Annotated in this window: 11 protein-coding genes; 3 read left to right on the top strand and 8 right to left on the bottom strand. The window is 73.4% G+C overall.

Features of this window, described 5'->3' with window-relative positions; genetic code table 11:
• Positions 1-7: 7 nt before the first annotated feature.
• The 5 genes from smpB to prfB all read right to left on the bottom strand — a co-directional run bounded on the left by smpB (position 8) and on the right by prfB (position 4,809).
• The gene (gene smpB, locus ACFVXN_RS02795; RefSeq protein WP_389226898.1) at positions 8-478 is read right to left on the bottom strand and encodes an SsrA-binding protein SmpB; all 471 of its coding nucleotides are present in this window, start codon (positions 476-478) and stop codon (positions 8-10) included.
• A gap of 94 nt (positions 479-572) precedes the next feature.
• Complete coding sequence (locus tag ACFVXN_RS02790) at positions 573-1,907, bottom strand: peptidoglycan DD-metalloendopeptidase family protein (protein ID WP_389226895.1); 1,335 nt, start codon at positions 1,905-1,907, stop codon at positions 573-575.
• Between the two features lies 1 nt (position 1,908).
• Complete coding sequence (gene ftsX, locus ACFVXN_RS02785) at positions 1,909-2,826, bottom strand: permease-like cell division protein FtsX (RefSeq protein WP_389226892.1); 918 nt, start codon at positions 2,824-2,826, stop codon at positions 1,909-1,911.
• Positions 2,827-2,838: 12 nt separating this feature from the next.
• On the bottom strand, positions 2,839-3,528 hold the full coding sequence (gene ftsE / locus ACFVXN_RS02780; RefSeq protein ID WP_389226888.1) for a cell division ATP-binding protein FtsE: 690 nt from the start codon (positions 3,526-3,528) through the stop codon (positions 2,839-2,841).
• Between the two features lie 165 nt (positions 3,529-3,693).
• Positions 3,694-4,809: a peptide chain release factor 2 gene (gene prfB, locus ACFVXN_RS02775; protein ID WP_389226885.1), complete on the bottom strand. Its 1,116-nt coding sequence runs from the start codon at positions 4,807-4,809 to the stop codon at positions 3,694-3,696.
• Between the two features lie 77 nt (positions 4,810-4,886).
• Between prfB and ACFVXN_RS02770 the strand changes: the two genes are divergently transcribed.
• A complete protein-coding gene (locus tag ACFVXN_RS02770; protein WP_389226882.1) occupies positions 4,887-5,810 on the top strand; it encodes an aldose 1-epimerase family protein in 924 nt (307 codons plus the stop codon).
• Positions 5,811-5,892: 82 nt separating this feature from the next.
• Here ACFVXN_RS02770 and ACFVXN_RS02765 read toward each other — a convergent pair whose 3' ends face one another.
• The 3 genes from ACFVXN_RS02765 to ACFVXN_RS02755 form a co-directional block, all read right to left on the bottom strand.
• The gene (locus tag ACFVXN_RS02765; RefSeq protein WP_389226879.1) at positions 5,893-6,738 is read right to left on the bottom strand and encodes a M15 family metallopeptidase; all 846 of its coding nucleotides are present in this window, start codon (positions 6,736-6,738) and stop codon (positions 5,893-5,895) included.
• A gap of 250 nt (positions 6,739-6,988) precedes the next feature.
• On the bottom strand, positions 6,989-8,035 hold the full coding sequence (locus ACFVXN_RS02760; protein ID WP_389226876.1) for a hemolysin family protein: 1,047 nt from the start codon (positions 8,033-8,035) through the stop codon (positions 6,989-6,991).
• Positions 8,032-9,366, bottom strand: coding sequence for a hemolysin family protein (locus ACFVXN_RS02755; RefSeq protein WP_389226872.1), 1,335 nt, complete (start codon positions 9,364-9,366; stop codon positions 8,032-8,034). Before ACFVXN_RS02755 ends, ACFVXN_RS02760 begins: the two co-directional genes overlap by 4 nt.
• Before the next feature lie 156 nt (positions 9,367-9,522).
• On the opposite strand from ACFVXN_RS02755, the gene ACFVXN_RS02750 reads away from it, so the two are divergent.
• Together ACFVXN_RS02750 and ACFVXN_RS02745 are read left to right on the top strand one after the other, a co-directional pair.
• A complete protein-coding gene (locus tag ACFVXN_RS02750) occupies positions 9,523-10,305 on the top strand; it encodes a response regulator transcription factor (RefSeq protein ID WP_389226869.1) in 783 nt (260 codons plus the stop codon).
• A gap of 29 nt (positions 10,306-10,334) precedes the next feature.
• Positions 10,335-11,390, top strand: a complete 1,056-nt coding sequence (locus ACFVXN_RS02745) for a sensor histidine kinase (RefSeq protein ID WP_389227843.1) — start codon at positions 10,335-10,337, stop codon at positions 11,388-11,390.
• Positions 11,391-11,419 lie beyond the last annotated feature (29 nt).

Below are 11,419 nucleotides of genomic sequence, written 5' to 3'. Positions count from 1 at the left end.
CCCGGCGTCAGCGGTCGCGCTTCTCCCGCATCGCGCGGACGGCCTCGAGGTTGTCCTGCCGCTCGCGCAGCGCCTGGCGCTTGTCGTACTCGCGCTTGCCGCGGGCCAGGGCGATCTCGACCTTCGCGCGGCCGTCGAGGAAGTACAGGGACAGCGGGATGATCGTCTGGCCCTTCTCGCGCGTCTTCGCCTCGAGCCGGTCGATCTCCTCGCGGTGCAGCAGCAGCTTGCGCTTGCGCCGCGGCGCGTGGTTCGTCCACGTGCCCTGCGCGTACTCCGGGATGTGCACGCCCTCGAGCCACGCCTCGCCGCCGTCGACCGAGCACCAGCCGTCGACCAGCGACGCCCGGCCCGCGCGCAGCGCCTTGACCTCGGTGCCGCTCAGCACGACACCCGCCTCGAACACGTCCTCGATGGTGTAGTCGTGGCGCGCCTTGCGGTTGGACGCCACCAGCGACCGGCCGCCCTGCTTGGCCATGACTCCTCCTGCTGATCGGTTCGGGGGGTCCGCGGGTGCGCGGACGCGACGCAGCAGCCTATCCGGCGGGCCGCGGACCGCCCACCTGATTCCGCTACAGGCCGAGCAGCGGCCGCGGGTTCACGGTCGCGCCGTTGACGTACGTCTCGAAGTGCAGGTGGCACGCGGCCGACGTCCCGGTGTTCCCGGAGTAGCCGAGCAGCTGGCCGCGCGAGACCGACTGCCCCGCCCCGACGACGAAGCTCGTCATGTGGTTGTACGAGGTCATCAGCGAGTTCCCGTTCACGAACCCGTGGTCGACCATCACCTGGTTGCCGAACCCGTTGCGCCACTTCGCCCACTGCACCGTGCCCTCCTTGGCGGCGTAGATGGGCGTGCCGCAGTAGGTGCGCAGGTCGATGCCGGCGTGCAGCCGGTAGTAGCCGAGGATCGGGTGCAGGCGCATCCCGTACTCGCTGGTGACGTAGATCGGGTTGATCGACGTCGGGTTGCCGAACAGCGTCCCGGTGCCGACCGAGCCGCTGGGCGCCGGCGGGGCCTGACCGGCCGCCGCGGCCCGGGCGCGCTGCTGCGCGGCGACCTGCTCGATCTGGCTGCGGATGCTCGCGGTCTCGGCGTCGATCTGGTCGACCTCGGCCTGCGCGGCGGCCTTCTGGCTCGCGATCTGCGCCTGCTTGGCGGTCTGCTGCGCGATCAGGTCCTCGACCTCGGCCTTGCGGGCCGCGGCCTCCTGGCGTGCCTCCTCGGCCTCGGCGACCTTGGCGTCGGCCTCCGCCTTGAGGTCGGTGATCCGGTCGCGCACCGCGCCGAGGCGCGCCTGGCTGTTGCGGTTCGCGGACTCGATGGCCGCGAGCTCGTCCAGCACCTGCTCCTGCGCGCGCTGCGCGGACGCGGCCAGGCCGTACTGCTGGGTGAACTCCTCGACGGTCTGCGCGCCGACGACGATGTCCAGCCCGGACAGCCCGGGGCCGCCCTGGTAGGCCTCGCGGGCCATCTGGCCGATCTGGCCCTTGATCTGCGCGTAGCGCGCGGAGTCGGACTCGATCGTCGCGGAGATGGTCGTCTCCTGGTCCTGCGCGTCCTGCAGCCGCGCCGCGATCAGCGCCGCCTCCCGCTCGAACCCGGCGAGCGCGGTCTCCGCCTCGGTGAGCGCGGCCTGCGCCACCGGGAGCTGCTGCTGCACGGCCAGCAGCTCCGCGGCCACCGCCTGCAGCTGCGCGCTCAGCCCCTCCAGTGCGGCGTCCGCGTCGGCGCGCTGCTGCTCCTTCGCGGCCTGCTGCTGCTGGAGGGCCGACTTCTGGTCGTCCAGGTCGTCGCCCGCGGCCGGCCCGGCGGCGGTGAGGCCGACCAGGACGGTCAGCACGCCGGCCAGGCAGCCGGCGACCAGCCGGGCGGACCGGGAGCGCTGCGGGGTGCGGGGCGTCGTCATCTCAGACCTTCGTGTAGCGGCTCAGGGTGACCAGGGACGAGATCGCGGCGAGCAGGATCGCGGCGCCCACCAGGAACGGGGCGACCTGCCAGACCTCGCCCGTGGTCACGTACGGGATCCAGGCGATCTGACCGCCCAGCCAGTCGGTGACCAGGTACTTGACGCCCGCCCACAGGCCGGCGACCGACAGCACCGCGCCGATGGTCGCGGCGATCGCGCCCTCGAGCATGAACGGCAGCTGGATGAACAGGTTCGACGCGCCGACCATCCGCATGATCCCGGTCTCCCGGCGGCGGCTCATCGCGGACAGCCGGATGGTCGTCGTGATGAGCAGCACCGCGGCGAGCAGCATCACGCCGGCCAGGCCGAGAGACAGCAGCGTCGCGCTGTTCAGCACCCGGAACAGGGTGTTGTAGAGCTCGCGCTGGTCCTGCACCCGCTCGACGCCCTGCCGCCCCTGCAGCACGTCCGCGACGACCTCGAACTTCTCGGGATCCGTCAGCTTGATCCGCAGCGACTCGTTCATGTCGTCGACGGTCGTCACCTGGGCCCAGAACTGCCCCTCGAACTGCCGCTGGAAGGTCTCGTACGCCTGCTCCTTCGACTCCTCGAAGGTCTCGGCGATGTACGGCTTCACATCGGGTGCCTCGAGGGCGTCCTCGATGGCCTGCTTCTGCTCGGCGGTGACCTCGCCGCCGGCGCAGGTCGGCTCGGAGGACTCCCCGGCCGGGCAGAGGTACACGGTGACCTCGACCTTGTCGTACCAGTCGTCCTGCATCTTGCCGATCTGCAGCTGCAGCAGCGCGGCGGCGCCGACGAACGTGAGCGACACGAACGTCACGAGGACGACCGAGATGGTCATCGAGAGGTTCCGGCGCAGGCCGATCCCGATCTCGGAGAGGATGAACTGGAGTCGCACGTCAGTCCCCTCTCAGCGGTCCGAGCCGTACACGCCGCGCGACTGGTCGCGCACGAGCTCGCCGCCCGACAGCTCGACGACGCGCTTGCGCATCTGGTCCACGATCTCGTCGTCGTGGGTGGCCATCACGACGGTCGTGCCGGTGCGGTTGATCCGGTCGAGCAGGCGCATGATCCCCAGGGAGGTCGTCGGGTCGAGGTTGCCGGTGGGCTCGTCCGCGAGCAGGATCGACGGCCGGTTCACGAACGCGCGGGCGATGGCCACGCGCTGCTGCTCGCCACCGGACAGCTCGTGCGGGCGGCGCTTCTCCTTGCCCGCGAGACCGACCATCTCCAGCACGTCCGGGACGGTGGTGAGGATGTGGTGCCGCGGCTTGCCGATCACCTGGAGCGCGAACGCGACGTTCTCGAAGACCGTCTTGTTGTGCAGCAGGCGGAAGTCCTGGAACACCGCGCCGATCTGGCGGCGCAGGTGCGGGACCTTCCACGACGACAGCGTGGTGAGGTCCTTGCCCGCGACGAACACCCGGCCCGCGGACGGTCGCTCCTCGCGCAGCGCGAGCCGCAGGAAGGTCGACTTCCCGGAGCCGGACGCGCCCACGAGGAACACGAACTCGCCGCGCTCGACGTCGAGGGAGATGTGGTCCAGCGCGGGGCGGGCGCCGCGCGCGTAGACCTTGGTGACGTTCTCGAATCTGATCACAGGCGGGAGGTGGCCGGCGGTCGGGGATCGGAGGGGTGGTTCACGCGGGCCGGATCGAGCGTAGGCAGCCGCCGGCCGTGACCCGACCGTGACACGCCGCCCGCGAACCTGTGAGTCGGCCCACGGGCGGGCGAACCGGGCGACGGTGCCCGGTTCGTCCCGGTCCTACTCCGCGTCGGTGCCCATCCGCCACCGGATGCCGGCCTCGATGAACCCGTCGATGTCGCCGTCGAACACCGCGGCGGTGTTCCCGACCTCGTGCTCGGTGCGCAGGTCCTTGACCATCTGGTACGGGTGCAGCACGTAGGAGCGCATCTGGTCGCCCCAGGACGCCTTGATGTCGCCCGCGAGCTCCTTCTTCTTCGCGTCCTCCTCGGCCTTGCGGACGAGCAGCAGGCGGGACTGCAGGACGCGCAGCGCGGCGGCGCGGTTCTGGATCTGCGACTTCTCGTTCTGCATCGACACGACGATGCCGGTCGGGATGTGCGTCATGCGCACCGCGGAGTCGGTCGTGTTGACCGACTGCCCGCCCGGGCCGGACGAGCGGAACACGTCGACCTTGATCTCCGACTCGGGGATCTCGATGTTGTCGTCGCTCTGCTCGATGAGCGGGATGACCTCGACCGCGGCGAACGACGTCTGCCGGCGGCCCTGGTTGTCGAACGGCGAGATCCGCACGAGGCGGTGCGTGCCCGCCTCGACGGACAGGTGGCCGAACGCGTACGGCGCCTTGACCTCGAAGGTCGCCGACTTCAGGCCGGCCTCCTCCGCGTAGGACGTGTCGAGCACCGCGGTGCCGTAGCCGTGCCGCTCGGCCCAGCGCAGGTACATCCGCATCAGCATCTCGGCGAAGTCCGCGGCGTCGACGCCACCGGCGCCGGCGCGGATCGTCACGACCGCGTCGCGCTGGTCGTACTCGCCGCCCAGCAGCGTGCGGACCTCGAGCTCGCCCAGGTCCTTGCGGATGCCGACGAGCTCGGCGTCGGCCTCGGCGAGCGTGTCGGCGTCACCGCCGTCCTCCGTCGCCATCTCGACCAGCGTCTCGAGGTCGTCGATCCGGCCGCGGAGCCGGTCGACCCGGTCGAGCTCGGACTGGGCGGCGGACAGGGCGCTGGTGATCTTCTGCGCCGCGTCGGGGTCGTCCCAGAGGTCGGGCACGGACGCCTGCTCGGAGAGGTCGGCGATCTTCGCCCGCAGGGCGCTGGGGTCGGACACCGCCTGGATCGACTCGAGCGTGCTGCGCAGGTCGCGGATCTCGGCGGGGAAGTCGGTGGCTGCCACGACGGTCCAGGCTACCGGCTGCGGGGCGGGACCGCGGACCCGGCCCTCCGTACCCGCCCACCCACTACGGTGTGAGCGTGAACACGCCTGCACCCTCCGGACGTCAGCACCACCTCGCGCACGGCCCGCACCGCGCCACGATCGCGGAGGTCGGCGCCAGCGTCCGGACCTACGCCGTGGACGGCCGCGACGTCGTGCTGCCGTTCGCCGAGGACACCCTCGCCCCCGCCTACTCCGGCGCCGTGCTCGCGCCGTGGCCGAACCGGCTGCGCGACGGGCAGTACACCTGGGACGGCACGCAGTACCAGGTCCCGGTGACGGAGCCGGACCGGTCGACGGCGCTGCACGGGCTGGTCGCCCAGGTCCGGTACGAGAAGGTCGCGGGCGAGTCCGGCCCCGACGGCGACACCTCCGTGACCCTGCGTCACGACCTGGTCCCCACCCCGGGCTACCCGTGGTCGCTGCGCGTCGACGTGACGTACTCGCTGTCCGACGCCGGCCTGCGGGTGCACGTCGCGACCACGAACCTCGACGCGACCGCCGCGCCCTACGGCATCGGGTTCCACCCCTGGCTGTCCCCCGGCGGCGCCGCCGTCGACGACTGCACCCTGCGGGTCGACGCCACGTCGCAGGTCACCGTCGACGCGCGCCTGCTGCCGACCGGCACCCGCCCGCTGTCCGGCGCCGAGGACCGTCGCACCCCGCAGCCGCTGGCCGGGGTCGCGCTCGACGACGCGTTCGTGGACGTCACGCGCGACGCCGACGGGCTGTCCTGGATCGTGCTCGGCGCCCCCGACGGCCGCGGGGCAGCGCTGTGGATGGACGGGTCGATGGACACCTGGCAGGTCTGCACCGGCAACGGCATCCCCCGCATCGACCGCCTGGGCGTCGCCGCGGAGCCGATGAGCTGCATCGCGGACGCGTTCCGCACCGGCGAGCGCCTGGTCCGCCTCGAGCCCGGCACGACCCACGAGGTCACCTGGGGCATGACGCTGGTGTAGGCCCGCGCCGCCCGGACCCGGGCTGCCGGACGCACGAAGGGCCCCGCCGGTCGGCGGGGCCCTTCGTCGTCAGCAGGCTGCGTCAGCCGTAGTACTCGCCGTCGGCCATGACGCCCTTGGTGAACTCCCAGTGCCAGCGCTCGTACGGGCCGCTGCCGCCGGGGCGCGCCCACGCGGGGTTCTCCCAGCCGAAGACGGGGGCGTTCTCGTTCAGCCACTCCCACTGCGCGCCGGTGGTCTGCGAGCTGCACAGGTCGACCGCCAGGCCCCAGCCGTGGTTGCTGCGCCCGGCGGGGGCGGCGAGGCCACCCTTCTGCGCCTTGACGGCCCGCTGCTCCGCGAGGGTGCGGTAGCCCGAGGACAGGCACAGGTCGGTGCCGAACCGGGTGACCCACATGGCGTTGAGCTCGGCGAGCGCCTCGGCGGCGTCGGCACGGATCTCGGTCTTGCCGTCCCAGAGGTAGCAGAGGTCGCCCTGCGGGAGCTGGCCGTTGGCGCTGGCGGTGCCGGCCTCGCCGTCGCAGCCCGGCAGGATCTCGCGGACCTCGCTGCGGCTGACGTCGACCTGCGCGCGCACCGCGGTCGCGTCGCTGGACAGCAGCGACGCGGGCGGCAGCACGGACGACGCCGAGGAGGTCAGCGCCTCGACCGTGCTCGGCAGGGTCGCGTCGGCCTGGGCGTCGGTGAAGGTCTCGTCGCTGGCGGCGGGGCGCTGGGACAGCGGGATCGCGACCGTCACGGCGGCGAGGGTCACCAGGACGCCGGCGCGGGTGCCCCAGCGGGCCAGCGGGTTGCCGCGCCGGCGGTCGGCGGGGGCCACGGGTGCGTCCGTCGCGGCCGGCGCGGCGGTGGGAGCGTTCCCGGCTTCGCGCAGCTGGCGGCGGGTGGGGTTGCCCGTGGCGGCGGGCTGCACGCGGTGCTGCGCCACGGAACCTCCGGGAGTCATGACGTGGACGAGGGCTACCTCCGCGGTCGGCGGGCGCGCGTCACCGCTGCTGCCGGCGTTCCGGGGAGGACGATCACGAAACCATAACGGGCTCAGGCGCCCGCTCCAACCCCCTGCCGGGTGGTAGGTGACGGATCATCGGCGTGTCGCCGCAGATCACCCACCGGGATCACCCGGACGTGTGACCTACGTCCCACGTGCGGACCAGCGGGAGGCGTGCTAACACCGGCCCTCACCGGCGCATCGCCCCGCGCTGCATCGCGTCCCGCACCTCGCCGACGAGCTCCTCCAGGATGTCCTCGAGGAACACCACGCCGACCGCGGCGCCGTCGTCCTCCACCCGCGCCAGGTGCACGCCGGAGCGCTGCATGGCGGCGAGCGCGTCCTCGACCTCGTCCCCCGGTGCGACCACGGCCATCGCCCGCACGCGCCACGTCGGCACCGGCAGGCGCCGGGTCTCGTCGTCGGCGTACAGGACGTCCTTCACGTGCAGGTAGCCGGTCGGGCTGCCGTCGCGCCCCCGCACCGGGAACCGGGAGTACCCCGTCCGGCCGACCAGCCGCTCGACGTCGTCGGGCGTGACGTCGGACGGCACCGAACGCAGCTCGGCCAGCGGCACCATCACGTCGGCGGCGGTCCGGTCGGAGAACTCCAGCGCACCCGACAGCAGCCCCTGGTCGTCGTCCAGCAGCCCCTCCGCCTGGGACTGCTCGACGATCGACTGCACCTCGCGCGCGGTGAACGCGGACGCGACCTCGTCGCGCGGGTCCACCCGGAACAGCCGCAGCACGTGGTTCGCGACCCAGTTGAGCGCGTGGATCACCGGCCGCACCACCCGGGCGAGCCACACCAGCGGCGGGCCGAACACGAGCACCGCCCGGTCGGGCCCGGACACGGCGAGGTTCTTCGGGACCATCTCCCCCAGCACGACGTGCAGGTAGACGACCACGAGCAGCGCGACGACGAACGCGATCGGGTGCGCGAGCGACGTGCTGACGCCGAGGGCGTGCAGCGGGTCCTCGATCAGGTGCGCGATCGCCGGCTCGGCGACCAGGCCGAGGCTGGTCGAGCACACCGTGACGCCGAGCTGGGCGCACGCCAGCATCAGGGACACGTGCTCCATCGCCCACAGCACCGTGACCGCCCGGCGGTCGCCGGACTGGGCCAGCGGCTCGATCGAGGAGCGCCGGGCGGAGATGATCGCGAACTCCGCCGCGACGAAGAACGCGTTGCCGGCCAGGAGCGCGCCGGCGATCAGCAGGGCGAGTCCGCTGCTCATGCCGCACCCCCCGCGTCCGGCGCGGCCGGGGCCGGGGCGCCCGGCTGGACGACCACCCGCTCGACCCGGCGGCGCGCCATCGACTCCACCCGCAGGCGGACGTCCCCGGCCTGCACCTCGTCGCCGGCCTGCGGCACGCGGCCCAGGGCGGCCATCACCAGGCCGCCGAGCGTCTCGTACCGGCCGTCCTCGGGCACGACCAGCCCGGTGGTCTCGGTCAGCTCGTCGGGGCGCAGCAGCCCGGACACCACCCAGGCGCCGTCGGCCCGCCGGGACGCGGCCGTCCGGCGGCGGTCGTGCTCGTCCGCCACGTCGCCGACCAGCTCCTCGACGACGTCCTCCAGCGTGACGACGCCCGACGTGCCGCCGTACTCGTCCACGACCACGGCCATCTGCAGCCCGTGGTCCCGCAGCTCGACGAGCAGCGGTCCCAGGTGCACCGTCTCGGGCACGCGCGGGGCCTCGACCATGAGCGCGGCCGCCGGCACCTCCCCGCGCCGCTCGTACGGCACGGCGATGGCGCGGCGCAGGTGCACCAGCCCGACGATGTCGTCCGAGTCGTCGCCGATCACCGGGAACCGCGAGTGCCCGGTCTCCCGGGACAGCCGCACGACGTCCGTCGCGGTGTCGTCGCGCCGCAGCACCACGACCCGCTGGCGGTCCGTCATGACGTCGACCGCCGTCAGGTCGGAGAACTCGATCGAGTTCGTCAGCAGCGTGGCCGTCGTGACGTCGAGCGTGCCGACCTGCGCGGACCGGCGCACCAGCGCGGCGAGCTCCTGCGGCGAGCGGCCGCCCGACAGCTCCTCGCGCGGCTCGACGCCGACGCGCCGCAGCAGCCAGTTGGCACTGCCGTTGAACACGGTGATGAGGGGCCGCAGCGCGGAGGTGAACCCCCGCTGCAGCGGCGCGACCTGGCGCGCGGTGCCCAGCGGGTGGCTGATCGCGAAGTTCTTGGGCACCAGCTCGCCGAACAGCATCGAGAACCCGTTGACGAGCACCAGCGTCAGCACCACGGCCACGGCGCCGCCGACCGCCACGCCGAGCACCGACTCCTGCAGCGGTCCGGACAGCAGCCGGTTCACCGCGGGCTGGGTCGTGTAGCCGAGCAGCACCGTCGTGACGGTGATGCCCACCTGGGCGCCCGACAGCTCGGTCGACAGCCGGCGCAGCGCGGCGAGCACGCTCCGCCCGCGACGGTCGTCCGGGCCGGTCTGCGACTCGACGAGGCCCGGGTCGAGCGTCACGAGGGAGAACTCGCTGGCGACGAACACCGCGGTCCCGGCCGTGAGCGCGACGCCGAGGGCGACGAGCAGCCACTCGGTCAGCACGGCCCACCGCCCGCGCGGAGGGTCGTCAGGTGAACAGGGGGGCCGGCATGGTCGACCCCGGGCTCGGTGGCCCGGGGCGTCCGCCGGCAGCGACTTGAGCTGCTCATGGTGGCTCGATCATACGAAACCTCCACATGCGCGTCCTACGCTGAGGGAATGTCCTTCGCATCCCGCCCCGGCGCCGGCGCCGGCAGCCCCGCGGGCGCCCCCGGCGCCGCGTCCACCTCGGTGCTCGTCGTCGAGGACGAGCCGGCCATCGCGACCGCCGTCGCGCGCCGGCTGTCCGCCGAGGGCTGGCAGGTCGAGACCGTCGGCGACGGCCTCCAGGCGGTCGAGGCCGCCGCGCGTCTCACCCCGGACGTCGTCGTGCTGGACGTCATGCTGCCCGGCATCGACGGGCTCGAGGTGTGCCGCCGGATCCAGGCCGACCGCCCGGTCCCGGTGCTCATGCTCACGGCCCGCGACGACGAGACCGACATGCTGATCGGGCTCGGCGTCGGCGCCGACGACTACATGACCAAGCCGTTCTCGATGCGCGAGCTGGTCGCCCGGGTCAAGGCCCTGCTGCGCCGCCAGCAGCGCGCCGCGCTGGTCGCCGAGCGCGCCGCGGGCGCCCCCGAGGCCGAGCCGCCGGTCGTGGTCGGCGACGTCGTCATCGACCGCGCGCAGCGCCGCGTGCACCGCGCCGGCGAGGAGGTGCACCTCACGCCCACCGAGTTCGACCTGCTGCTCGCGCTGGCCGCCTCCCCGCGCACCGTGCTGACCCGCGAGCGCCTGCTCGCCGAGGTCTGGGACTGGGTCGACGCCTCCGGGACCCGCACCGTCGACTCCCATGTGAAGGCTCTGCGCAGGAAGCTCGGCGCCGACCTGATCCGCACCGTGCACGGCGTCGGCTACGCGCTGGAGCCGGCCGGGGGCGCGTCGGGGGCGCCTTCGTGACCGTGCCGCGGCACCAGCGCGCGGCGCGGATGGGCCGCCTGCCCGACGTGCGCCCGCTGGACCGGCTGCGCTCGATCAAGATCAAGCTCGGCGTCCTGGTGGCCGCCGCGGTGTTCGTCGCGGCGATGCTCACCTGGCTCGGCCTGAACAACGCCCTCGGACCGACGCGGACGTTCCCGATCGTCATCGTCATCGCCCTGCTGATGACCCAGATCCTCGCCCGCGGCATGACCTCGCCCCTGCGCGAGATGACGTCGGCCGCCCGGGCGATGGCCGCGGGCGACTACAGCCGGCGGGTCCGCGCCACCAGCCGCGACGAGGTCGGCCAGCTCGGCGAGGCGTTCAACCGGATGGCGGACGACCTGGAGCAGGCCGACACGGTGCGCCGCGAGATGGTCGCGAACGTGTCCCACGAGCTGCGCACCCCGGTCACGGCCCTGCAGGCGCAGCTGGAGAACATCGTGGACGGGGTCGACGACCCCGACCCGGAGGCGATGCGGGCCGCCCTCGCCCAGACGCAGCGGCTCAGCCGCCTGGTGGCGACGCTCCTGGACCTGTCCCGGCTCGAGGCGGGCGCCGTGGACCTGCGGGTCGCCGACGTCCCGATGCAGCAGTTCCTCGAGGAGGCCGCCCAGGAGGGTCGCCTCGTCGGGTCGTCCAAGGACCTGACGTTCCCCGTCGTCGTCGACCCGCCGGACCTCACCCTGCCCGCCGACCGGGAGCGGCTGCACCAGGTGGTGGCGAACCTCGTGCAGAACGCGGTGCGGCACTCCCCCCGCGGGTCCGAGGTCCGCCTCGAGGCGCGCCGCGCCGGCGGCTGGGTGCAGCTCGACGTCGTGGACGCGGGCCCCGGCATCGCCGCGGACCAGCGGCAGCGGGTCTTCGAGCGGTTCGCCCGCGGCAACAGCCCGGCGATCACCGGGCAGATCTCGACCGGGGGCACCGGGCTCGGGCTGTCGATCGTCCGCTGGGCGGTCACGCTGCACGGCGGCACCGTCGAGGTCGCCGACACCCCCACGGGGTGCACCATGCGGGTGATGCTCCCGTCCCGGCGCACGTCGCGACCGGCTACCGGGGCGTTCTGACCGCTCCCCCTCGGGACGGAGCCGCAGGA

It is taken from the genome of Cellulomonas sp. NPDC058312 (assembly GCF_042880135.1).
Lineage (GTDB): Bacteria > Actinomycetota > Actinomycetes > Actinomycetales > Cellulomonadaceae > Cellulomonas.
Note: the sequence above shows the minus strand (reverse complement) of the source record. Positions and strands in the feature narration are given on the sequence as shown.